Origin of the sequence: Saccharopolyspora cebuensis (assembly GCF_039542665.1) — a bacterium.
Classification (GTDB): domain Bacteria; phylum Actinomycetota; class Actinomycetes; order Mycobacteriales; family Pseudonocardiaceae; genus Saccharopolyspora; species Saccharopolyspora cebuensis.
In genome coordinates this window covers 200,698-222,897 of the sequence record NZ_BAABII010000020.1, presented here as the reverse complement: position 1 = coordinate 222,897, position 22,200 = coordinate 200,698, and the positions used below count along the sequence as shown (strand labels likewise).

General features: G+C 72.8%; 21 protein-coding genes. 3 read left to right on the top strand and 18 right to left on the bottom strand.

Annotated elements, in window-relative coordinates; translation table 11 throughout:
- Positions 1-504 precede the first annotated feature (504 nt).
- From tyrS to argC, 10 genes are all read right to left on the bottom strand, one after another.
- Complete coding sequence (gene tyrS, locus ABD976_RS27685; RefSeq protein WP_345368025.1) at positions 505-1,779, bottom strand: tyrosine--tRNA ligase; 1,275 nt, start codon at positions 1,777-1,779, stop codon at positions 505-507.
- A 45-nt stretch (positions 1,780-1,824) separates the two neighbouring features.
- The gene (locus ABD976_RS27680) at positions 1,825-2,448 is read right to left on the bottom strand and encodes a DNA-3-methyladenine glycosylase (RefSeq protein ID WP_345368024.1); all 624 of its coding nucleotides are present in this window, start codon (positions 2,446-2,448) and stop codon (positions 1,825-1,827) included.
- Positions 2,449-2,482: 34 nt separating this feature from the next.
- Positions 2,483-3,904 (bottom strand): argininosuccinate lyase, encoded by a 1,422-nt coding sequence (argH, locus tag ABD976_RS27675; RefSeq protein WP_345368023.1) that lies wholly within the window; start codon positions 3,902-3,904, stop codon positions 2,483-2,485.
- A 73-nt stretch (positions 3,905-3,977) separates the two neighbouring features.
- Complete coding sequence (locus ABD976_RS27670) at positions 3,978-5,171, bottom strand: argininosuccinate synthase (protein WP_345368022.1); 1,194 nt, start codon at positions 5,169-5,171, stop codon at positions 3,978-3,980.
- A complete protein-coding gene (locus ABD976_RS27665) occupies positions 5,164-5,697 on the bottom strand; it encodes an arginine repressor (protein ID WP_345368021.1) in 534 nt (177 codons plus the stop codon). Before ABD976_RS27665 ends, ABD976_RS27670 begins: the two co-directional genes overlap by 8 nt.
- Positions 5,694-6,620 (bottom strand): ornithine carbamoyltransferase, encoded by a 927-nt coding sequence (gene argF, locus ABD976_RS27660; RefSeq protein ID WP_345368020.1) that lies wholly within the window; start codon positions 6,618-6,620, stop codon positions 5,694-5,696. Before argF ends, ABD976_RS27665 begins: the two co-directional genes overlap by 4 nt.
- The gene (locus tag ABD976_RS27655; RefSeq protein ID WP_345368019.1) at positions 6,620-7,810 is read right to left on the bottom strand and encodes an acetylornithine transaminase; all 1,191 of its coding nucleotides are present in this window, start codon (positions 7,808-7,810) and stop codon (positions 6,620-6,622) included. The genes argF and ABD976_RS27655 overlap by 1 nt, the downstream gene beginning before the upstream one ends.
- Positions 7,807-8,724 (bottom strand): acetylglutamate kinase, encoded by a 918-nt coding sequence (gene argB, locus ABD976_RS27650; protein WP_345368018.1) that lies wholly within the window; start codon positions 8,722-8,724, stop codon positions 7,807-7,809. The genes ABD976_RS27655 and argB overlap by 4 nt, the downstream gene beginning before the upstream one ends.
- A complete protein-coding gene (gene argJ, locus ABD976_RS27645; protein WP_345368017.1) occupies positions 8,721-9,896 on the bottom strand; it encodes a bifunctional glutamate N-acetyltransferase/amino-acid acetyltransferase ArgJ in 1,176 nt (391 codons plus the stop codon). The genes argB and argJ overlap by 4 nt, the downstream gene beginning before the upstream one ends.
- A gap of 85 nt (positions 9,897-9,981) precedes the next feature.
- Positions 9,982-11,010: an N-acetyl-gamma-glutamyl-phosphate reductase gene (gene argC, locus ABD976_RS27640; protein WP_345368016.1), complete on the bottom strand. Its 1,029-nt coding sequence runs from the start codon at positions 11,008-11,010 to the stop codon at positions 9,982-9,984.
- Positions 11,011-11,200: 190 nt separating this feature from the next.
- On the opposite strand from argC, the gene ABD976_RS27635 reads away from it, so the two are divergent.
- The gene (locus ABD976_RS27635) at positions 11,201-11,797 is read left to right on the top strand and encodes a GNAT family N-acetyltransferase (RefSeq protein ID WP_345368015.1); all 597 of its coding nucleotides are present in this window, start codon (positions 11,201-11,203) and stop codon (positions 11,795-11,797) included.
- A 16-nt stretch (positions 11,798-11,813) separates the two neighbouring features.
- Here ABD976_RS27635 and ABD976_RS27630 read toward each other — a convergent pair whose 3' ends face one another.
- From ABD976_RS27630 to infC, 7 genes are all read right to left on the bottom strand, one after another.
- On the bottom strand, positions 11,814-13,580 hold the full coding sequence (locus tag ABD976_RS27630; RefSeq protein WP_345368014.1) for an ATP-binding protein: 1,767 nt from the start codon (positions 13,578-13,580) through the stop codon (positions 11,814-11,816).
- A 99-nt stretch (positions 13,581-13,679) separates the two neighbouring features.
- Complete coding sequence (pheT, locus tag ABD976_RS27625; RefSeq protein ID WP_345368013.1) at positions 13,680-16,172, bottom strand: phenylalanine--tRNA ligase subunit beta; 2,493 nt, start codon at positions 16,170-16,172, stop codon at positions 13,680-13,682.
- A 48-nt stretch (positions 16,173-16,220) separates the two neighbouring features.
- Positions 16,221-17,288 carry a phenylalanine--tRNA ligase subunit alpha gene (gene pheS, locus ABD976_RS27620; RefSeq protein WP_345368012.1) on the bottom strand — a complete coding sequence of 356 codons (1,068 nt, stop codon included), beginning with the start codon at positions 17,286-17,288 and terminating at the stop codon, positions 16,221-16,223.
- A 120-nt stretch (positions 17,289-17,408) separates the two neighbouring features.
- Entirely contained in the window at positions 17,409-18,248 is an 840-nt protein-coding gene (locus ABD976_RS27615; RefSeq protein WP_425570128.1) for a TrmH family RNA methyltransferase, read from the bottom strand.
- Positions 18,248-18,616, bottom strand: coding sequence for a 50S ribosomal protein L20 (rplT, locus tag ABD976_RS27610; protein ID WP_345368011.1), 369 nt, complete (start codon positions 18,614-18,616; stop codon positions 18,248-18,250). The genes ABD976_RS27615 and rplT overlap by 1 nt, the downstream gene beginning before the upstream one ends.
- An 87-nt stretch (positions 18,617-18,703) precedes the next feature.
- Positions 18,704-18,898 (bottom strand): 50S ribosomal protein L35, encoded by a 195-nt coding sequence (gene rpmI, locus ABD976_RS27605; RefSeq protein WP_150070635.1) that lies wholly within the window; start codon positions 18,896-18,898, stop codon positions 18,704-18,706.
- Between the two features lie 110 nt (positions 18,899-19,008).
- The gene (gene infC / locus ABD976_RS27600; RefSeq protein ID WP_345368038.1) at positions 19,009-19,548 is read right to left on the bottom strand and encodes a translation initiation factor IF-3; all 540 of its coding nucleotides are present in this window, start codon (positions 19,546-19,548) and stop codon (positions 19,009-19,011) included.
- A gap of 322 nt (positions 19,549-19,870) precedes the next feature.
- Between infC and ABD976_RS27595 the strand changes: the two genes are divergently transcribed.
- Complete coding sequence (locus tag ABD976_RS27595; protein ID WP_345368037.1) at positions 19,871-20,221, top strand: DUF1844 domain-containing protein; 351 nt, start codon at positions 19,871-19,873, stop codon at positions 20,219-20,221.
- Between the two features lie 248 nt (positions 20,222-20,469).
- Here ABD976_RS27595 and ABD976_RS27590 read toward each other — a convergent pair whose 3' ends face one another.
- The gene (locus tag ABD976_RS27590) at positions 20,470-20,919 is read right to left on the bottom strand and encodes an SRPBCC family protein (RefSeq protein ID WP_345368010.1); all 450 of its coding nucleotides are present in this window, start codon (positions 20,917-20,919) and stop codon (positions 20,470-20,472) included.
- A 121-nt stretch (positions 20,920-21,040) separates the two neighbouring features.
- On the opposite strand from ABD976_RS27590, the gene ABD976_RS27585 reads away from it, so the two are divergent.
- Positions 21,041-22,162, top strand: coding sequence for a lactonase family protein (locus ABD976_RS27585; RefSeq protein WP_345368009.1), 1,122 nt, complete (start codon positions 21,041-21,043; stop codon positions 22,160-22,162).
- Positions 22,163-22,200 lie beyond the last annotated feature (38 nt).

The window sequence follows — 22,200 nt, the reverse complement described above, 5'->3', positions numbered from 1 at the left end:
TGACTGTTGAAACAATCCCAGCAGACACTCCAACCACACCCCCACAAAAAAGGAGGGGCGGTGAGCGTCATACTCAAAAAAACCCCAAAAAAGGGGCTGTTCAAATCATGAACACTAGCCAAAAACAGTTCGCTGTTGAGTTCTCAAAGAACACACCCACACCACAACCACACACCCAAGCATGCAGTCGTAGGGAGCAATTCCCATGTCGTTTCGGTGCTGATCACCCTAGCAGGCCCGAAACACCGGCTTTCCCGGGGGGTCCCCGTTCATCCCGGCCGCTTCACGCCACCGCATCGAGTTCTCAACGGACAGCCCACTCTACCACCCGAAAGCAGGAGCTTGGTTCGCCATCCCCGCCAGTGCCCGGTCCGTTTCCCGGCCCGTTCCGCGCTGACCTGAACTAATTTACGCATCCGCCGGGCCGAAGTCAAATCGACCCGGTCCAGCACCGGAAGGAAGCGAACATGCAGGTCAGCGCCCCGTTCCGGTGCTGAATCCAGGTTAGTGCAGGACCCGCACGCCCGCAGTGTGACGCTTGCCACGACGCAGCACCAGCCAAGTGCCGTGCAGCAGGTCGTCCTCGCTCGGCGACCAGTCCTCACCTGCGACCTTGGTGTTGTTGACGGACACGCCGCCCTCCTTGATGGTGCGCCGCGCGGCGCCCTTGCCCGACTCCAGTCCCGTCGCCACGAGCAGGTCGACGATGGTCGGGGCGTCGGCCAACCGGGCCTCGGCGACGGGCACCTCGGCCAGCGCGGCGTCCAGGGTCTGCTCGTCGAGCTCGGCGAACCCACCGCGGCCGAACAGCGCCTGGCTGGCCGCGACCACCTGGGCGGTCTGCCGCTCGCCGTGGACCAGCGTGGTCAGCTCCTCGGCGAGCCTGCGTTGCGCGGCGCGCTGCTGGGGACGTTCGGCGGTGAGCCGTTCCAGCTCGTCGATCTCCTCGCGGTCCAGGAAGGTGAACAGCTTCAGGTAGCGGATCACGTCGGCGTCGGCGGAGTTGACGAAGTACTGGTACCAGGCGTACGGCGAGGTCATGGCGGGATCCAGCCACACGTTCCCGCCACCGGTGGACTTGCCGAACTTGCGGCCCTCGGAGTCGGTGACCAGCGGCAGGGTCAGCGCGTGCGCGGCGACCCCCTCCTGCTTGCGCACCAGGTCGACGCCCGCCACGATGTTGCCCCACTGGTCCGACCCGCCGAGCTGGAGCCGCGCGCCGTGCCGCCGGTGGATCTGCACGTAGTCGTTGGCCTGCAGCAGCATGTAGCTGAACTCGGTGTAGGACATGCCGTCGGTCTCCAGGCGGCGCTTCACGGTGTCCCGGGCCAGCATCGTGTTGACCGAGAAGTGCTTGCCGACGTCGCGCAGGAACGCGGTGACCGGCAGCTCCGCCGTCCAGTGCGCGTTGTTCTCCATGATCGCGCCGGTCGGCGAGTCGTCGAAGTCGACGAAGGCGGCGAGCTGCGCGCGGATCCGCTCGGTCCACTCCAGCACGGTCGTCTCGTCGTGCAGGTTGCGCTCCCCGACGTCGCGCGGGTCGCCGATCAGCCCGGTGGCACCGCCGGCGAGGACGACCGGGCGGTGCCCGGCCCGCTGGAAGCGGCGCAAGGTCAGGATCGGGATCAGGTGCCCCGCGTGCAGGCTGGGCCCGGTCGGGTCGAAGCCGGCGTAGAGGGTGAGCGGCCCGCCGTCGAGCTCCCGCCGCAGCGAGTCGAGGTCGGTGGACTGCGCGATCAGGCCGCGCCAGGACAGTTCGTCAACGATGTGCTCACTCACGCGTCCAGTTTCGCGCATCGCCGCAACCGGGTTCGGCGGGGCCTGTCAAGCCCGGGTGCGCGGTCCCTTCCGGCCGCCGCGCCGGTAAGTGCTCACCGCCGGGGAACCGTCCAGCCAGGTCCGCCACGGCAGGTCCATCGCCGCGGTGACGCCGACCCGGGGACCGCTGCGCATGTCGTCCTCGGCCACCGGCGCGCCGTGGTGCAGCCGCACCGGCGAGTCCGGGTCGGTGAGGTCGACGCCGTTGTGCTCGCGGGTGATGCCCAGCGCGCCCGCCAGCCGGGCCGGGCCGCTGGCCAGCATGTCGGGCTTGCGCACCGCGGGGCGGCGCTGCCGGGCCAGGTCGTGACCGGTGGTGATCTCGCCGGCCCGCAGCAGGACCGCGCCGGGCACCCCGTCGCTGAGGCACACCACGTTCATGCAGAAGTGCAGCCCGTAGACGAAGTAGACGTAGAGGTGCCCGGCGGGGCCGAACATGACCGCGTTGCGCTCGGTGCGCCCCCGGTAGCAGTGCGAGGCCGGGTCGTCGCCTCCCCGGTAGGCCTCCACCTCGACCAGCCGGACGCCGACCTCGCCCTGCCCGGTGTCGGACCTCAGCTCGCAGCCGAGCAGCCGTCGGGCGACCCACAGCGGATCGTGGGCGAGTTCGTCGCGCGTCACCTGTTCCACGTCACCGCACACTACCGTCGTGTCCGAAACGTGATCACGCCGACAGCCATCCGCGATGCTCGGCCACCGCGGCGACGACCCGTTCCCGCTGTTCGGCGACCCGCTGCGGCGCGGTGCCGCCCCGCGCGTCCCGGGAGGCGATCGAGCCGGGCACGGTGAGCACCTCGCGGACCTGCGGGGTCAGCGCCGGGTGGGCCTCGGCGAGTTCGGCGTCGGTGAGCTCGTCGAGCCCGACACCCCGGTTCTCCGCCGTGCGCACGCAGGCGCCGCTGGCCTCGTGCGCGACGCGGAACGGCACGCCCTGCCGGACCAGCCACTCCGCGATGTCGGTGGCCAGGGTGAAGCCCGCCGGGGCGAGCTCGGCCATCCGCTCGGTGCGGAAGGTGAGCGTGCCGAGCATCCCCGCCATCGCGGGCAGCAGGAGCCCGAGCTGCTCGACGGAGTCGATGACCGGCTCCTTGTCCTCCTGCAGGTCCCGGTTGTAGGCCAGCGGCTGCGCCTTGAGGGTGGCCAGCAGGCCGCTGAGGTTGCCGATCAACCGACCGGACTTGCCCCGCGCCAGCTCGGCGACGTCCGGGTTCTTCTTCTGCGGCATGATCGAGCTGCCGGTCGCCCAGGCGTCGTCGAGGACGACGTAGCCGAACTCGGCGGTGTTCCAGATGATCACCTCTTCGGCTACCCGGGAGAGGTTCACGCCGAGCATCGCCAGGCAGAACGCGGCCTCGGCGGCGAAGTCGCGCGCGGCCGTGCCGTCGATCGAGTTGTCCACCGCACCGGTGAAGCCGAGCTCGGCCGCGACCGCCTCCGGGTCCAGCCCGAGGGAGGAGCCGGCCAGCGCGCCGGAGCCGTAGGGCGAGAACGCGGTCCGGGCGTCCCAGTCCCGGATGCGCGCCACGTCGCGCAGCAGCGCCTGGCAGTGCGCGAGCAGGTGGTGCGCGAGCAGCACCGGCTGGGCGTGCTGGAGGTGGGTGCGCCCGGGCAGCACCGCCTCCGGGTGCGCCGCCGCCTGGGAGACCAGCGCGTCGACCACGTCGAGGACGCCGGAGGCGACCTGGCGGCAGGCGTCGCGCAGCCACCGCCGGAACAGGGTGGCCACCTGGTCGTTGCGGGACCGCCCGGCGCGCAGCTTGCCGCCGAGCTCGGTGCCGACGCGCTCCAGCAGCCCGCGCTCCAGCGCGGTGTGCACGTCCTCGTCGTCGAAGACCGGCTGGAACGCCCCGGACTCGACGTCGGCGGCGAGCACGTCCAGCCCGGCCAGCATCCGCTCGAGCTCGTCGGCGTCGAGCAGACCCGCCTGGTGCAGCACCCGGGCGTGCGCCCGCGAACCCGCGATGTCGTGCGGGGCCAGGCACCAGTCGAAGTGCGTCGACAGGCTCAGCGCCGCCATCGCCTCGGCCGGGCCGGAGGCGAACCGGCCGCCCCAGAGCTTGGTCGGCTCACTACCTTGCTGCGTCACGGTCTTCCTCTTGGTCGGTGGCGGTTCGAGGGGCGTCGCCCGCGCGGCGCGCGACCGCGCGGGCGACGTGGGCTCAGCGCTGGGCGCGCTTCGCGGCGATCTTGCTCGGCAGGCCCCAGAGCTGGACGAAGCCCTTGGCCAGGCTCTGGTCGAACGAGTCGCCCTCGTCGTAGGTGGCCAGGTTGAAGTCGTACAGCGACTCCTCGCTGCGCCGGCCGTTGACGACGGCGCGGCCGCCGTGCAGCTTCATCCGGACCTCGCCGGAGACGTGCTGCTGGGACTGGGCCAGGAAGGCGTCCAGCGACTCCTTCAGCGGCGAGAACCACAGGCCGTCGTAGACCAGCTCGCCCCAGCGCTGGGCGACGGTCCGCTTGAACCGGGCCAGGTCGCGCTCCAGGGTGACGTCCTCGAGCTCCTGGTGCGCGGTGATCAGCGCGATCGCGCCCGGGGCCTCGTAGATCTCGCGGCTCTTGATCCCGACGAGGCGGTCCTCGACCATGTCCAGCCGCCCGATGCCCTGCGCACCGGCCCGCCGGTTGAGCTCCTGGATCGCCTGCAGGACGGTGACGGTCTCGCCGTCGATGGCGACCGGCACGCCCTGGTCGAAGGTGATCACCAGCTCGTCGGCGTCGCGCGGCTGGGACGGGTCCTGGGTGTAGGAGTAGACGTCCTCGATCGGCGCGTTCCAGATGTCCTCCAGGAAACCGGTCTCCACGGCCCGGCCCCAGACGTTCTGGTCGATCGAGTACGGCGACTTCTTCGACACGTCGATCGGCAGGTCGCGGTCCTCGGCCCACGCGATCGCCTTCTCCCGGGTCCAGGCGAAGTCGCGCACCGGCGCGATGACCTTGAGGTCGGGCGCCAGGGCGCCGATGCCGACCTCGAAGCGCACCTGGTCGTTGCCCTTGCCGGTGCAGCCGTGCGAGACGGTGCTCGCGCCGAACTTCGCGGCCGCGTCGGTGAGGTGCTTGACGATCAGCGGCCGGGACAGCGCCGAGACCAGCGGGTACCGGTCCATGTAGAGCGCGTTGGCCTGCATCGCCGGCAGGCAGTACTGCTCGGCGAACTCGTCGCGGGCGTCGGCCACGACGGCCTCGACGGCACCGCACTCCAGCGCCCGCTTGCGGACCGACTCCAGGTCCTCCCCGCCCTGGCCGACGTCGACGGCGACCGCCACGACCTCGGCTCCGGTCTCCTCGGCGATCCAGCCGATGGCCACGGACGTGTCCAGGCCACCGGAGTAGGCCAGCACTACCCGGTCACTCATTGCCTTGCTCCTTCGATGTCGTGTCGTTGTCCTCCGGCTCCTCCGCCGACGGCCGCTCGGCCATCGCGCGGAACCGGTTCGCCAGGTCCTGCCCGGTCAGCGGCTCGCGGGCGATCACCATCACGGTGTCGTCGCCCGCGATCGAGCCGACCACCTCGACCAGCGCCGAGCGGTCGATGGCGCTGGCCAGGAACTGCGCCGCTCCCGGAGGTGTGCGCAGCACGGTGAGGTTGCCCGCCCCGTCGGCGCCGACGAGCAGCTCGGCCAGCAGCCTGCTCAGCCGGGAGGTCCCGCCCTGCACGCCGCGGACCGGACTGCCGTCCTCGGGGATGACGTAGACCGCCGCTCCGCCGTCCGCGCCGCGCAGCTTCACCGCGCCGAGCTCGTCGAGGTCCCGGGACAGCGTGGCCTGGGTGACCTCGACGCCGTCGGCGGCGAGCAGCTTCACCAGTTCGGTCTGGCTGCGGATCGTCGAGGTCGTGACCAGCTCGACGATCCGCGCCTGCCGTGCCGCCCGGCTGGTCATCGCCGCTCCACCAGCCAGGCCAGCAGCGCCTTCTGGGCGTGCAGCCGGTTCTCCGCCTCGTCGAACACGGCGCTGGCCGGTCCGTCGAGCACCTCGTCGGTGATCTCCCAGCCGCGGTGGGCGGGCAGGCAGTGCAGCACCGAGGTGGTGGGCTTGCCGGTGGCGGCCAGCAGTTCCGCGTTGATCTGGTACGGCCGGAACGGGCTGACCCGGTCCTTGCCGTCGTTCTCCTGGCCCATCGAGGTCCAGGAGTCGGTGACCAGCACGTCGGCACCGTCCGCAGCCGCCCTCGGGTCGGTGAGCAGCTCAACGGTGCCGCCGGTCTCGCCGCCGCGCTTGCGGGCGTCGTCGAGCACGTGGTCCAGCGGGGCGAAGCCCTCCGGCGCGGCGATGCGGATGTGCATCCCCGCGGTCACCCCGCCCAGCATCAGCGAGTGCGCCATGTTGTTGGCGCCGTCGCCGAGGTAGGTCAGGGTCAGCCCGGGGAGCGCGCCGTGCCGCTCCCGGACGGTCTGCAGGTCCGCGAGCACCTGGCACGGGTGGAACTCGTCGGTCAGCGCGTTGACCACCGGGATGCCGGAGGCCGAGGCCATCGAGTCCAGCCGGGCCTGGGCGAAGGTCCGCCACACCACCGCGTCGACGTAGCGGGACAGCACCCGCGAGGTGTCCTCGATGGTCTCCTCGCGGCCGAGCTGCATCATGCGGCTGTCCATCATCACCGGGTGGCCGCCGAGCTGGGCGATGCCCACCTCGAAGGACAGCCGGGTGCGGGTGGAGTTCTTCTCGAAGATGACGGCGACCGACTTCGGCCCGGCCAGGGCGGTCGACCCCAGCGGGTCGGCCTTGAGCCGGTCGGCGAGGTCGAGCACCTCGGCCTGCTCGGCCGGGGTCAGGTCGTCGTCGCGCAGGAAGTGCCGGGGCATCAGGGTTTCTCCTCGTGCGAGCTGAGCAGCGCGGGCAGGTCGGTCACCAGGCGGCGCGCCTGGTCGGAGCGCAGCACCAGCGGCGGGCACAGCCGCAGCGCGTCCGGCTGGATCGGGTTGATCAGGTAACCGGCCCGCTGGGCGGCGGCGGCCACGCTCGCCGACACCGGCGCGGTGAGCCCGACCCCGAGCAGCAGTCCGGCGCCGCGGACCTCGGCGACCAGCGGGTGCTCCAGCGCCCGGATGCCGTCGGCGAGCTCGGCGCCGACCTGCTCGACGTGCGCCAGCAGCCCGTCGGCCGCGATGGTGTCGAGCACCGCCAGCGCGGCGGCGCAGACCACGGGGTTGCCGCCGAAGGTGGTGCCGTGCTGGCCGGGGTGGAGCAGGTCGCCCACCGCGCCGATGCCGATGCAGGCGCCGATCGGCAGGCCACCGCCGAGCCCCTTGGCCAGCGTGATGACGTCCGGCACGATGCCCGCGCGCTGGAAGGCGAACCACGTCCCGGTGCGGCCGATGCCGGTCTGCACCTCGTCGACGACCAGCAGCGCCCCGGTGCGGTCGGCGAGCTCCCGGGCCGCGCGCAGGTAGTCCGGCGGCGGGACGACGACGCCGTTCTCGCCCTGGACCGGTTCCAGGAAGATCGCGGCGGTCTCGGTGTCCACAGCGGACTCCAGCGCGGCGGCGTCCCCGTAGGGCACGTGCACCACGCCGGGCGGCAGCGGTTCGAACGGCTTCTGCTTGGCCGGCTGCCCGGTGAGGGCGAGCGCGCCCATCGTGCGGCCGTGGAACCCGCCCTCGGTGGCGACCACCTTCAGCCTTCCGGTCAACCGCGCGATCTTGAACGCGGCCTCGTTGGCCTCGGCACCGGAGTTGCAGAACAGCACCCGACCGCGCCCGGCGGCTCCGGCCAGGTCGAGCAGCCGCTCGGCCAGTTCCAGACCGCGCGGGTGGGCGTAGAGGTTGGAGACGTGGCCGAGCTCGCCGATCTGGTGGCGGACCGCCTCGACCACCGCCGGGTGGGCGTGCCCGAGCGCGTTGACCGCGATGCCGCTGACGAAGTCCAGGTAGGTCCTGCCGTCGGCATCGGTCAGCTCGCAGCCCGAGCCCCGGGTGAAGGTCAGCTTCGGGGTGCCGTAGTTGTCCATCATGGACGACTGCCAGCGCTGGGTCCCCGCCGCGTTGCCGGTCATGATCCTCCGTCCGCTGCCGCCGGGGGCAGCACCATCGTTCCGACTCCCGCGCTGGTGAAGACTTCGAGCAGCACCGAGTGGGCCAGGCGGCCGTCGATGACGTGGGCGCGCGGGACCCCGCCGCGCACCGCCCGCAGGCAGGCCTCCATCTTGGGCACCATTCCCGAGGACAGCCGGGGCAGCAGCGCTTCGAGCTCGTCGGCGTCGATGCGCGACACCAGCGAACCCCGGTCCGGCCAGTCGGTGTAGAGGCCCTCGACGTCGGTGAGCACCACCAGCTTCTCGGCGCCCAACGCCACCGCGAGCGCACCGGCGGCGGTGTCGGCGTTGACGTTGTGCACCACGCCGTCGGCGTCCGGCGCCACCGTGGACACCACCGGGATGCGCCCGGCCTTGATCAGGTCCAGCACCGCGTCCGGGTTCACCGACACCACGTCGCCGACCAGTCCGACGTCCACCGGCTCGCCGTCGACCAGCGCCGAGCGGCGCTGCGCGGTGAACAGCCGGGCGTCCTCGCCGGACATGCCCACGGCCAGCGGGCCGTGCTGGTTGACCAGGCCGACCAGCTCGCGCCCGACCTGCCCGACGAGCACCATCCGGACCACGTCCATCGTCTCCGGGGTGGTCACCCGGAGGCCGCCGCGGAACTCCCCGGCCAGGCCGAGGCGGTCGAGCATCGCGGTGATCTGCGGGCCGCCGCCGTGCACGACGACCGGGTGCAGCCCGGCCAGCCGCAGGAACACCATGTCGTGCGCGAACGCGCGCTTGAGCTCCTCGTCGACCATCGCGTTGCCGCCGTACTTGACCACGACGGTGGCGCCGTGGAAGCGCTCCAGCCAGGGCAGCGCCTCCACCAGGACGGCGGCCTTCTCGGCGGCGGTGGTCAGCCGATCGCTGACGGGTTCGGTGGTCATGACGAGTACGCGCTGTTCTCTTCGACGTAGCCGTGCGAGAGATCGGTGGTCAGGATCGTCGCCTCGTGCGGGCCGACGTGCAGGTCCACGACGATCTCGATCTCGCGGCCGGACAGGTCGACCGCGCTGCGGTCGGCGGCGCGGGTGCCGCCCGCGAACAGCGTCACGCCGTTGGCCGCGATCTCCAGCGCGTCCACGTCGATCCGCGCGTCGACCCGGCCCAGCGCCATCGCGATCCGGCCCCAGTTCGGGTCCGACCCGAACAGCGCGGTCTTCACCAGGTTGTCCTCGGCGATGGTGCGCCCGACGGCCACCGCGTCGTCCTCGTCGGCCGCGCCGCGCACCACGACGTCGATCGTCTTGGTCACGCCCTCGGCGTCGCCCTGGAGCTGCCGGACCAGGTCGGAGCAGACCTCGGTGAGCCGCTCGGTGAACGCCGCCGGGTCGGGCCGCACGCCGGAAGCGCCCGAGGCCAGCACCAGCACGGTGTCGTTGGTCGAGGTGCCGCCGTCGACGTCCAGCCGGTCGAAGGTGACCCGGGTCGCCGCGCGCAGCGCCGCGTCGAGCTCCTCGGCGCCGAGCACCGCGTCGGTGGTGAGCACCGCGAGCATGGTGGCCAGGTTCGGCGCGAGCATGCCCGCGCCCTTGGCGAACCCGCCGACGGCGTAGCCGTCCGGATCGCGCACCAGCGCCTGCTTGGCGACCGTGTCGGTGGTCAGCACCGCCGTCGCGGCGTCGAACCCGGCCCGCTCCCCGACGTCCAGCGCCGCCGCGGCGGCGTCCACCCCGCCGCGCACCGCGTCCATCGGCAGCCGCTCGCCGATCAGGCCGGTCGAGCAGACCGCGACCTCGATGGCGCCGACGCCGAGCACGTCGGCCACGTGCTCGGCCGTGGCGTGGGTGTCCTGGAAGCCCTCCGGCCCGGTGCAGGCGTTGGCGCAGCCGGCGTTGAGCACCACGGCGCGCAGCCGGTGCTGCTCGAGCACCTGCCGGGACCACAGCACCGGCGCGGCCTTGACCTTGTTGGTGGTGAACACCCCGGCGGCCACCTGCTCCGGTCCGTCGTTGACGACCAAGGCGAGGTCCTTGCCACCGCTGGACTTGATCCCGGCGGCGACCCCCGCCGCCCGGAAGCCCGCCGGGCCGGTCACTCCTGTGCTGCCTGCTGGCATCTGCGCTCCTCGGAACCTGTCTGGAACCCACCCCGCGCGGTGCGGGTGGCGGAACCTCAGCGGCGTTCCCGCTGCGGACGAACGGTCACGGCGCCACTCCCGCGGTGGGCAGACCGGTGGTCTCGGGCAGGCCGAGGGCGAGGTTCATGCACTGCACGGCACCGCCCGCGGTTCCCTTGGTGAGGTTGTCCTCGGCGCCGACCACGACCAGCCGCCCGGCGTCGGGGTCCACCACGAGCTGCAGGTGGACGGTGTTGGCGCCCAAGGTCGCCGAGGTCTGCGGCCACTGCCCCTCCGGCAGCACCCGAACGAACGGCTCGTCGCCGTAGGCGTCGAGGTAGGCCCGGCGCGCCGCACCGGTGTCCACGACGTCGGCGAGCGGGGCGCTGCAGGTGGCGAGGATGCCGCGCGACATCGGGGCGAGCACCGGGGTGAACGAGACCTTGACCGGGGTGCCCGCCGCGGCGCTGAGGTTCTGCACCAGTTCCGGGGTGTGCCGGTGCGCGCCGCCGACGCCGTAGACCGCGGCCGAGCCCATCACCTCGGCGGACAGCAGGTGCGGCTTGAGCGCGCGACCCGCCCCGGAGGTGCCGGTGACCGCGACGACGACGGCGTCCGGTTCGACCAGCCCGGCGGCCAGCGCGGGCGCCAGCGCCAGGGAGGAGACCGTGGGGAAGCAGCCGGGCACGGCGATCCGGGTGCTGCCGCGCAGCCGCTCCCGCGCGCCGGGCAGCTCGGGGATCCCGTAGGGCCAGGTGCCGGGGTGCTCGCCGCCGTACCAGCGGGTCCAGGCGGACGGGTCGTTGAGCCGGTGGTCGGCGCCGCAGTCGACGACGACGGTCCGCTCGTCGAGGGCCGCCGCGATCGCGGCGGAGTGGCCGTGCGGCAGCGCGAGGAAGACCACGTCGTGCCCGGCCAGTTCGGCGGGGCCGGTGTCGGTCAGGACCCGGTCGGCCAGCGGCAGCAGGTTCGGGTGGTGCTGCCCGAGCGGGGTCCCGGCGTTGCCGCCCGCCGTCAGCGCACCGATCTCGACCTCCGGGTGGGCCAGCAGCAGGCGGAGCAGTTCCCCGCCCGCGTAGCCGCTCGCTCCGGCAACCGCCACTCGCACCGTCATGCGGATAATTATGCATGGCCATGCAAGTTCAATCAATGAGGTATGAGCCACCGCCCGGGGGAACCGGCCGCCGCGGTCGGTCCGAACGGAGCAACCGGGATTCGGCATCCGTAGCATCTCGCGCGGATGCGGCGAACAACACCCCACCCGATGCAGACGGACAAGAACAACACGGGCATCATCATGGTCGATGACGATGATCCCGGAACGCCCGACGTCGGCCTTCGTGGGTGCTCCGCCGGGCCCGGATCGAGATCACCCGGACGGAACGCGGATCGCGCTGCGCCCGCAACCGTGCTGGGTGGGCCGCGCGGTCCGGCTCCGCGTCATCGAATCGGACGACCGGCGCACCCTGATGCGCTTCGACCGCGAAGGCGACCCCGGCCTGGTCGAGGGCTACCGCCACTGGGCCGCGCACCGGGCGAACCACCGGCGCTGCGCCGACGACTTCCAGCTCGGCATCGAGACGCTCGCCGGCGGCCGGCTCGTCGGCTCCATGTGCACCACCCAGACCGAACCCGGAGCCGGGCGGTTCAGCTACGGCATCGGCGTCGGCCCGGAGTTCCAGCGCCACGGCTACGCCTGCGACGCCATCGGCATCCTGCTGCGGTACATGTTCGAGCACCGCCGCTACCTCAAGTGCGAGGTCGGCATCTACGGCCACAACGTCCCCTCGCTGCGCCTGCACCGCAAGATCGGGTTCCGCGAGGAGCAGCACGAGCCGCACGTCCGGGCGCGCTACCTGGTGCTGATGGGCATCACCCGCGCGGAGTGGGCCGACCGCTGAGGAGCGCCCGGGGACGTCACTCGCCCAGCACCCGCGGCGCCGATTCCCCGAGCCAGAGCTCCTCGTCCGCCTCGACGAGGTAGCGGTCCGGCGCGGCCACCTCATCCGGCTCCGCGCCGCGATCGGGCCGCGGGACCGGACCACCTCCGACGATCACATCCCCGACGGAGGACGACACCGAGGGCACCGCGACCGCGCGCGAACCGCTCGCGGCGGTTCCCAGGTGTTCGCGCAACCTCGCGGGGTCCCGCGCGCGCAGGTCCTCGGCGCGCTCGGCCAGGTGCGGGGCGCCCGCGTCCCGACCGGCCTCGGCGAACGCCCTCGCCCAGGCGGCGAGCTCGCGCGGCACCCGCTCGGCGATCTCGACGCAGCGGGCGAGTGCGGTCGGCAGTTCCCCGCGCGGGTCGGCGCACAGCCGGTGGTAGGTCTCCTCGACCAGCAGGCCGCGCGCCTCCGGGTCCTCCCAGACCAGCTCGCCGGCGAGGCCCAGCGCGGCGAGCCGGTGCCCGTAGTGCCCGGCCAACGCCCGGTGGCAGCGGACGAACCGGCTCGGCGACCGACCGCGCTCGTGGCGCACCATGGTCGCCCGCACCACCTCGCTGTAGTGCAGCCGACCCCGGTCCTGCCGGACGAACGGCCGGTCCCGCAACCACGGGAACAGCTCCGGCACCCGCTGCGAGCCGACCAGCGCGGCCAGCACGTCCTCGTCCACCACCCGCGGCAGCGCTGCCACCAGCGCGTCGTCCCGGCCCCGTTCGGACTCCCACTTCAGGAAGCGCTCCACCGCGGTACCGGTCGGGTCTTGGAGCTCCTCGGCGGTGGCCGGACCGCTGTCGGCCATCGCCGCCACCAGCAACGGCAAGCCGCCGGAGACCTCCAGCACACCCGCGGCGAAGGCCGGATCGTCCACGCCCTTGCGCCGGAGCAGGGCTCGCGCCTCCTCCGGCGAAAATCGGTCCACCCGCCACTGCACCGCGATCGAGGCGTACTCGCCCCAGCGGTTGACGTCCAGCGGGTGCTGGCCCGCGATGCCGAACACCACCTCGCTCGGCAGCTCGCCGTGGTGGCCGCGCAGCAGCCGAAGCAGCCACGGTTCGACCAGTGGGGCGGTGCGCTCGAAGTCGTCGAAGAGCAGCACCAGATCCCGGTGCTGCGCCAGCCGCCGCAGGTCCGCCACCAGGTGCGGGGTCAGCTCGTCCACCGGCGACATCAACAACCGCACGTCGGCGTGGTCGCGGAACTTGGCGGCGAAGAAGGCGCGGGAGCGCTCCAGCCACCCGCGCACCTGTTCCGGCTCCACCGCGTCGACCAGCAGCGCCGCGCCGGGGGCTGCGGCGCGCACCGCGCTCAGCCCCATCCGGACCGCCGACGCGACGAGGAACTCGCGCGCCGCCTGCGGGGCCTCCGGGTCCGCGAGCACCTCGTCCTGCCGCTGCTCGTACTCGGCGAGCCGCTGGGCGAACGCCGGCGTCCGCCCGCCCTGCCCGGCGAACTGCACCGCGATCGTCGAGAGCGCCGAGACCAGGTTGGGCTCGGAACCGTCGAGCTCGGCCACCAACGTGCCGGAGTCCACCGCGATCTGGCGCCACCGGCGCAGCAGGAACGTCTTGCCGACACCCGCCTGGCCGTGCAGCGCCAGCACGAACGCGCGCTTCGGATCCTGCGGCGGGCGGGCCAGGTTGGCCCGGAAGTCCGCGCAGTGCCGCTCCCGACCGACGAAGTCGCCGCCCTGCCGCCGCCGCACGATCTCCTGCAGGCTCCGGTCCCCTCCGCCGCGCACCACCCGATCATGGTGCCAGCGTCGCCCGGCCGTGATGAGCCGTTCGGCCCAACGGCGGCGGGCCCCGGCCGGCACTGCCGGTCGGGGCCCGCGAGCCGGACCTCAGCCGCGCAGCACGGCGCCGAGGCGCTCGGCGGCGGTGGCCACCGCCGCGTCGCGGGCCGCGGTGGCCTCCTCCTGCTTGAGCGTGCGGTCCTCGGCGCGGAAGCGCAGCGCCAGGGCCAGCGACTTCTTGCCCTCGCCGAGCTGCTCCCCGGCGTAGACGTCGAACAGCCGGACGTCCTCCAGCAGCGCACCACCGCCATCCCGGACGGCCTCGACGAGCTCGGCCGCGGGCACCTGCTCGTCGACCACCAGCGCCACGTCCACCAGGACCGGCGGGTAGGCGGACAGCCGCGGTGCCGGGCGGTCATCGGTCAGCGGCAGCGCGTCGAGGTCGAGCTCCATCGCGCAGGTGCGCTTGGGCAGCCCGAGCGCCTCGACGACCTTCGGGTGCAGCTCACCGGCGTGGCCCACCACGACGCCGTCGACGGCGAGCGCGGCGCAGCGGCCCGGGTGCCACGGCGCGCGGTCCGCGGCGGAGGCGGTCAGCTCGACCCCCGACGCCGCGGCGACGGTCCGCGCGCCCTGCACCGCGTCGGCCCAGTTCGCCGCCCGGCCCGAGCCCCACCAGCCGGTGTTCTCCCGCTGCCCCACCAGCACCGCCGCGACGTGCAGCGGCTGCGCGGGGACCGCGGCGTGCAGCGCGGCGAGCTGCTCGCCGGACGGCCGCTGCGCGACGCCCACCGCGGGCACCTCGGGCTGCTCGGCGGCGGGCCGCACGACCTGGCCGATGTGGAACAGGGCGAGGTCCCGCTGGCCGCGGGAGACGTTGCGCTGCACCGCGTCCAGCAGGCCGGTGAGCAGCGTGGTGCTCAGCAGCGACCGGTCGCTCTCCAGCGCGTTGAGCACGGAGCGGGTCCGCCGCCGCGGGTCGTCGGCGGGCAGCCCGAGCGCGTCGAGCTCGGCGGCACCGGTGAACGGGAAGGGCAGCACCTCGACGTACCCGGCCCCGGCCAGCGCCCGCGACACCGAGCGCTTGCGGCGCTGCGCCGGGGTGAGACCGCGACCGGCCGGCGCGGGCGGCAGCACCGACGGGATGGTGTGGTAGCCCTCCAGCCGCAGCACCTCCTCGACGAGGTCGGCGGGCTGGACGAGGTCCGGCCGCCAGGTCGGCGGGGTCGCGGTGACCAGGCCGACGCCCTGGTCGGACGTGCTGACCTCCAGCTTGCAGCCGATCTGGGTGAGCCGGCGGGCGGTGACCCCGCGCTCGTAGGACACCCCGGCGATGCGGTCCGGCAGCGCCAGCGGCATGGTCACCGGGGCGGGCGCCGCCGGTTCGCCGACGTCGGTGCGGCCCGGGGCGATGGTGCCGTCGCCGTAGCGCACCAGGAACTGGGCGGCCAGCTCGGCGGCCACCGCGGCGACCGCCGGGTCGACGGTGCGCTCGAACCGCTTGCCCGCCTCGCTGGGCAGCTTGTGCCTGCGGATGCCGCGGGCGATGGCCGCCGGGTCCCAGTTCGCCGCCTCCAGCAGGACGTCGTGGGTCTCGGTGCCGATCTCGGTGCTGGCACCGCCCATCACGCCCGCCAGGGACACCGGGCCGGTCTCGTCGGCGATCACGATGTCGTCCGGGTCCAGCGCGCGGTCCACGCCGTCCAGCGTGGTCAGCTTCTCGCCGGGCTCGGCGTTGCGGACCACGAGATCACCGGAGAGCGTGGTCGCGTCGAAGGCGTGCAGCGGCTGCCCGAGCTCCAGCATCACGTAGTTGGTGACGTCCACCGCCAGCGACAGCGACCGGATCCCGGCCAGCGCCAGGCGGCGGCGCATCCACCACGGGGTCGGCGAGGTCGGGTCCACCCCGGTCACCCGGCGCAGCACGAAGCGCGAGCACCGCGCCGGATCGCGCACCTCGACGGGCTTGCACTCGCGCTCCTCCGGCGGCACCGGGCGCACGCCCGGATCGCCGAACGGGACCTCCAACGCGTTGGACAGCTCGCGGGCCAGTCCGCGCACCGAGAAGCAGTAGCCCCGGTCCGGGGTGATGGCCAGCTCGATGACCGTGTCGTCCAGCCCGACGAGCTCGACGACGTCGTCCCCGGGCGAGGCGGATCCGGGCGGCAGCACCAGGATGCCGTCGTGGTCCTCGCCGAGGCCCAGCTCGGCGGCCGAGCAGATCATGCCCTCGCTGAGCTTGCCGTAGGTCTTGCGCGCGGTGATCTCGAAATCACCGGGGAGCACGGTCCCGGGCAGGGCCACCACGACCAGGTCGCCCTCGCGGAAGTTGCGCGCCCCGCAGATGACGCTCTGCGTCCGGGGCCCGCCGTCCTCGGCCTCGCCGACCTCGACCTGGCAGTACCGGATCGGCTTCTTGAACTCGGTGAGCTCCTCGATCTCGGCGACGCGACCGGCCACGAGCGGGCCGCGCACCTGCGTCAGCGGGACGACCTCCTCGACCTCCAGCCCGATCCGGACGAACGCGTCGGCCAACGTTTCCGCGGTCGTCCCCTCCGGCAGCTCGAGGTGCTCGGCCAGCCAGGAAACCGGAATCCGCACTTGGTCAGGCCCTTTCTCGTTCAGTGGGTGGTGGGTGGGAGCTCGGCGCTAGAACGCGCTGCCGAACGGCCTGGTGAACCGGACGTCGCCCTCCACCATGTCGCGCATGTCCGGGATGCCGTTGCGGAACTGGAGGGTGCGCTCCAGGCCCATGCCGAAGGCGAAACCGGTGTGGACCTCGGGGTCCACCCCGCAGGCGCGCAGCACGTTCGGGTTGACCATGCCGCAGCCGCCCCATTCGACCCAGCCGGGCCCGCCCTTCTTCTCCGGGAACCACACGTCCATCTCGGCGGAGGGCTCGGTGAACGGGAAGAACGACGGCCGCAGCCGGGTGCGGGAGTCGGCGCCGAACATCGCCCGGGCGAAGGCGTCCAGGGTGCCCTTGAGGTGGGCCATCGTCAGGCCCTCGTCCACCGCGAGGCCCTCGACCTGGGTGAACACCGGGGTGTGCGTGGAGTCCAGCTCGTCGGTGCGGAAGGTCCGGCCGGGGCACACCACGTACACCGGCAGCTCGCGCTCCAGCAGCGCGCGGACCTGCGACGGCGAGGTGTGGGTGCGCAGCACCAGCCCGGAGTCCTCGGGCGCCACGTAGAAGGTGTCCTGCATGGTCCGCGCCGGGTGGTCCTTGCCGAAGTTCAACGCGTCGAAGTTGAACCACTCGGCCTCCAGCTCGGGGCCCTCGGCGACCTCCCAGCCCATCGACACGAAGGTGTCCTCGACCTGCTCGATGACCTGGGTCAGCGGGTGGCGGGCCCCGTCCGGCACGCGGTCCCAGGGCAGCGTGACGTCGACCGACTCCTCGCGCAGCACCCGCTCGTCGCGCTCGGCCTGCAACGCGGCGCGGCGCTCGTCGAACGCGCCCTGGATGGCCTCGCGGGCCTGGTTGACCCGCTTGCCCGCCTCGGAACGCGCCTTCGGCGGCAGCGCGCCGATCTCGCGGCGAGCCGTCAGCAGCGGGGACCGGTCCCCGAGGTGCGCCGGCTTGACCTCCGCCAGGGCGTCGAGGTCGACCGCCCCCCCGAAGGACTCCCGGGCCTCGACCACCGCGCGGTCCAGCGTTTCCTGCGACAGCGCGGCGACCTCTTTCGGGTCGTACGGGTCGTTTGCTCCAGACATCGTTAGTGCGTGACTCCCGTGTGATCCGATGCGGACGTATCCGCCGCTAGCCCTTCGAGTCTACGAGACCGGCGGAAACGATTTCGGGTGCCTCTCCGCCTGCCTCCGGCGGCGGCGTGTTCAGCGGCGCTGGGCGCGGGCCGAGGCGTAGAGGCAGACGGCGGCGGCGGTGGCCAGGTTGAGGCTCTCCGCCCGCCCGTGCAGCGGCACCCGCAGCGTCGTGTCCAGCCGGGACGCGACCTCCTCGGGCAGGCCGTGGGCCTCGCTGCCGAACACCCACGCCGTCGGGCGGGCGAGGCTGCCGTCATCGGCGGCGGCGTCGAGGTCGGCGGGGGCGCGGCCGTCGGCGCCGACCAGCCGCAGCCCGGCCTCCCGGCAGGCGTCGAGCACCGCACCGGCGGACCGGTCCCGGGCGATCGGCAGGTGGAACAGGCTGCCGGTGGAGGCGCGCACCGCCTTGCCGCCGTAGGCGTCCACGGCATCCCCGGCGAACAGCACCGCCCCGGCACCGGCGGCGTCGGAGACCCGGACCACGGTGCCCGCGTTGCCCGGATCGGAGATCCCGACCAGGACCGCGACCAGGCGCGGGCGCGCCGCCAGCGCGTCGGCCACCGAGGTCGCGGGCAGGTCGCAGACCGCGACCAGCCCCTGCGGCGTCACCGTCTCGGACAGCGATGCCGCGGCGCGCTCGGTGACCTGGTGCACCGGCACCCCACCGGACCGGGCCGCCGCGGCGAACTCGGCCTGGCGGTCCGCACCGGTGTGGAACAGCTCGCGGACCCGCAGCGCTCCGGTGCCGTGCGCCGCCAGCGCCTCACCGACCGCCTGCGCCCCCTCGACCAGGAAGGCACCGGCCTTCTCCCGGCCGGCGCGGCGGGTCAGCTTGCGAGCGACGACGACCCGGGACGATCGCTCGGTCAGCGGTGTCGTCCCGGGTCGTGACGAGGTGCCCTCGGTGATCAGGCGGCACCTTCCTGCTGGTTCTGCTTGGAGACCTCGACCAGTCCGGCGAAGCCCGCGGGGTCGTTGACCGCGAGCTCGGCCAGGATCTTGCGGTCGACCTCGACACCGGCGTTCTTCAGGCCGTTCATGAACCGGTTGTAGCTCATGCCGTGCTGCCGCGCGCCGGCGTTGATGCGGGTGATCCACAGCTTCCGGAAGTCACCCTTGCGGGCGCGCCGGTCGCGGTAGGAGTAGGTCATCGAGTGGAGCATCTGCTCCTTGGCCTTGCGGTACAGCCGCGAGCGCTGACCGCGGTAGCCGCGGGCCGACTCGAGAACTGCGCGGCGCTTCTTCTGGGCGTTGACCGCCCGCTTGACGCGTGCCACTGGTCCGTCCTGTGTATCTCATCGGGGGCGGGAGGACCGCCCTGGCTGGAAGGCTGGAAGTCGGTGCGCCGCCGCAGCGGCGCGGGATCAGCGACCCAGCAGCTTGTTGATCCGCTTGACGTCGGCCTTGGCGACCTCTTCGGTGCCCTCGAGCCGACGGGTGACGCGGCTGGACTTCTTCTCCAGGATGTGCCGGCGACCGGCCTGCTCGCGCCGCAGCTTGCCCGAGCCGGTGACCCGGAACCGCTTGGACGTGCCCTTGTGGGTCTTGTTCTTCGGCATCTTCCTCGTCCTCGTTTCCGTACAGATGCCGGGCGGGTGCACGGGTGCGTTCCCGCCCGGCTTCACGTGCGCCCTCGCGCGCTGCCGCCGGTAGCGACGCCGATGCCGGCTTACGCGTTCGCCTTGGGCTTCGTCTTGTTCGTCTTGTGCGGCGCAAGGACCATGATCATGTTTCGGCCGTCCTGCTTGGGGTTGGCTTCGATGAAGCCCAGTTCGGCCACGTCATCGGCCAGTCGCTGCAACAGGCGGAAGCCCAACTCGGGACGCGACTGCTCACGACCGCGGAACATGATCGTCACCTTGACCTTGTGACCCTGGCCGAGGAAGCGGGACACGTGGCCCTTCTTCGTCTCGTAGTCGTGCGGGTCGATCTTCGGCCGGAGCTTCTGCTCCTTGATGACGGTCTGCTGCTGGTTGCGGCGCGATTCGCGTGCCTTCTGCGCACTCTCGTACTTGAACTTGCCGTAGTCCATGAGCTTGCAGACCGGCGGGCGCGCCTGCGGGGCGACCTCGACAAGGTCCAGATCCGCTTCCTGGGCAAGTCGCAGCGCGTCCTCGATGCGGACGATGCCGACCTGCTCGCCGTTGGGTCCGACCAAGCGGACCTCCGGAACCCGGATGCGGTCATTGATGCGCGTCTCGGAGCTGATGGGCCCTCCTCGGTTCGATGGCTTGCACTACTGCACCGCGGCGCGTAGAGCTCGCCCCTGAAGCACAGCGGCCCCGCTCCCGGCCGTGCCGGAACGCGGGGCCCTAACTCCAAACCGATCGAACCGGTATCGCGCGATACCGTTCGTTGCCAACGACGGCTGCACCGTCGGTGGACCGGGACCCGGAAGCCTGAGGCGGCCACTCGGGTGGGAGCGGGACTCCACTTTGCCGCCCCCGGCGGAGCGGGGGCTGGTCGCTCATGACAGGGTACCAGCCGTGACCGGAGCACAACCAACCCCGCCGCCGAACGACCCGACCGGTGTGCGAGCCCACGACGCGGACGCACCTCACAACGTCCGCGAGCTCGCCGATGTTCCCGCCGTCGAGGTGATCAGCCGCTCGGCGGTGATGCTCATGTCGGCCGCCGCGGAGAAGCTGGGGCTGGCCGAGGACGACCCCGACTCGGCGGCGGACCGCGACCTGGACGAGGCCCGGCGCCTGATCACCGCGCTGGCCGGGCTGGTCACCTCCTCCGTGGAGTACCTGGGACCGCACGCGGGCCCGCTGCGCGAGGGGTTGCAGTCCCTCCAGCGCGCCTTCCGGGAGTCCTCCGCCGTGCCGGACGCGCCGGGGCAGGGCCCGGGCGAGAAGTACACCGGCCCGGTCTACTGACGCACTCCCGGCCGGAGCCGGGACACGTCGGCGAAGGAGGAGGCGCCGCCGCCAGCACGGCGAGGACGTCGCGCGCACCGCTCGGTGACGAGCGCGCCCGCCGCCGGGTCCACCGCGGTCCGACCGGAGTCCGCGGGGAGTCGCCGGTAGCGCCCGCGCAGCGCGGTCGCCGAGGACGACGGATCGAGCCGGTGCGCACCTCCTGCCGCACCCACCGCCGAACTCGCGTGGCGGTGCGACGCGTCCGATCAGTCGGCGGGACCGTTCTCGACGTAGGACTTGAGCCGCCGCAGCGTGGCGTCGATGCTGCGCCGGTTGCGCTCCGGGATGCCGGTCCTGGCGAAGACCCCGGGCAGCGGGAAGCGGGAGTAGTCGAAGGTCTCGGTGACCTCGGTGCCCCCGTCGCGCTCGACGAGCTCGTAGCGCCAGCGGTGCGGGGCGAAGTGCTTCCACGCGACGAGCCGGTCCTGCTCGTACTCCACGACGGAGTTGCTGATCCGGTATCCCACGCCCAGCTTCATCCGCATCCCGAAGCGGGAGCCCCGCTGGAGCCGCTCCGGTCCGACGATCTGCCCCCGCACCGTGCCGGAACCGTCGATGACCGGGTGCAGCCGGGGGTCGGTGAGGACGGCGAAGACGTCGGCGGGGCTCGCCTGGACCACGACGCTGCCGGAGACCGCGTAGCTGGTGTCGACCATGCGGCCACCCTACTCATCCGGAACCAACACGTCTCGTTACCAACTGCCGCCATTTTGGTCTAGTCCAATGCGCGTGTCGTGGTGCACACTGTTCGCCGTTCGTCCACAGACGGGAGAAACCGTGCGAGACAACGCGATGCGACGGCGAGGTTTCCTCGGGGCGCTCGGCGCCGTCGGCCTGTCGGTCGCCGCGCAGCCGACCGGCGTCGCCGCCGGGTCCGGCCGCTCCCCGGGCCTGCTCACCCTCATCGGCAGCTACACCTCGGCGGACCCGGCCGGGCGCGGCCTGGAGGTCGCCCACCGCGGCCCCGGTGGAGCGCTGCACCCCGGCGGCGTGGTCGACGGGGTCCCGGACGCCTCGTTCTTCGCCTGGTCGCCGGACCACCGGTTCGTCTACGTCACCAACGAGCGGCCCGCGGGGACGGTCACCGCCGTGGACGTCTCGGCGCACCGGCCCGTCGTGCTGGGCTCGGTGTCCACCCGGGGCGCGGGTCCCACCCACCTGACCGTCCACCCCGACGGGGACTTCCTGCTCACCGCGAACTACACCGACGGCACCGTGGTCGTGCACCGGCGCCGCGCCGACGGCACCCTCGGCGAATCCACCGACCTGGTCCAGCACCCCGGCGCGCAGCCGCACGCCCACCAGGTCGTCGTGGACCCCAGCGGCCGGTGGGTGATCGCCGTCGACCTCGGCGCCGACGCGGTGTTCTGCTACCGCCTCGACCCCGGCACCGGACGGCTCGCCCGCCACCAGCACCTCGCGCTGCCGACCGGCACCGGACCGCGCCACCTCGTGTTCCACCCCGACGCGACCCGCGCCTACCTGCTCGCCGAACTGGCCTCGACGATCACCGTGCTGCACTTCGACGTCGACACCGGGCGGTTCACCCCGGGCGAGGTGCTCAGCACCCGCGACGAGGACGCCACCGGCGAGAACTTCCCCGCCGAGATCGCGATCTCCCGCGACGCCCGCTTCGTCTACGCCTCCAACCGGGGCGACGACACCCTCGCGGCGTTCGCGGTGCGCGACGACCACCTCGAACCGCTGGGCGGCACGCCCACCGGCGGGTCCTGGCCCCGGCACTTCACCTTCGACCCGGAGCAGACCTCGCTGTACGTGGCCAACCAGCGCTCCGGCACCATCACCCGGCTGCGGCGCGACCCGGGGACCGGCGCGCTGACGTCCACATCGGACCGATACGACTGCCCTTCGGTGGCAGCGCTGACCTTCCACGGCTGAGGATCCCCGCCCGGTCCGGAGCCGACGACAGAACGGAG

What these genes read in the sequence shown, in the direction of transcription:
- ABD976_RS27670 (WP_345368022.1), bottom strand. Translation starts at nt 5,171, where the DNA reads ATGAGTGACCGGGTAGTGCTGGCCTACTCCGGTGGCCTGGACACGTCC.
- ABD976_RS27665 (WP_345368021.1), bottom strand. Translation starts at nt 5,697, where the DNA reads ATGACCAGCCGGGCGGCACGGCAGGCGCGGATCGTCGAGCTGGTCACG.
- argF (WP_345368020.1), bottom strand. Translation starts at nt 6,620, where the DNA reads ATGCCCCGGCACTTCCTGCGCGACGACGACCTGACCCCGGCCGAGCAG.
- ABD976_RS27655 (WP_345368019.1), bottom strand. Translation starts at nt 7,810, where the DNA reads ATGACCGGCAACGCGGCGGGGACCCAGCGCTGGCAGTCGTCCATGATG.
- argB (WP_345368018.1), bottom strand. Translation starts at nt 8,724, where the DNA reads ATGACCACCGAACCCGTCAGCGATCGGCTGACCACCGCCGCCGAGAAG.
- argJ (WP_345368017.1), bottom strand. Translation starts at nt 9,896, where the DNA reads ATGCCAGCAGGCAGCACAGGAGTGACCGGCCCGGCGGGCTTCCGGGCG.
- argC (WP_345368016.1), bottom strand. Translation starts at nt 11,010, where the DNA reads ATGACGGTGCGAGTGGCGGTTGCCGGAGCGAGCGGCTACGCGGGCGGG.
- ABD976_RS27635 (WP_345368015.1), top strand. Translation starts at nt 11,201, where the DNA reads ATGACGATGATCCCGGAACGCCCGACGTCGGCCTTCGTGGGTGCTCCG.
- pheS (WP_345368012.1), bottom strand. Translation starts at nt 17,288, where the DNA reads ATGTCTGGAGCAAACGACCCGTACGACCCGAAAGAGGTCGCCGCGCTG.
- rpmI (WP_150070635.1), bottom strand. Translation starts at nt 18,898, where the DNA reads ATGCCGAAGAACAAGACCCACAAGGGCACGTCCAAGCGGTTCCGGGTC.
- ABD976_RS27590 (WP_345368010.1), bottom strand. Translation starts at nt 20,919, where the DNA reads ATGGTCGACACCAGCTACGCGGTCTCCGGCAGCGTCGTGGTCCAGGCG.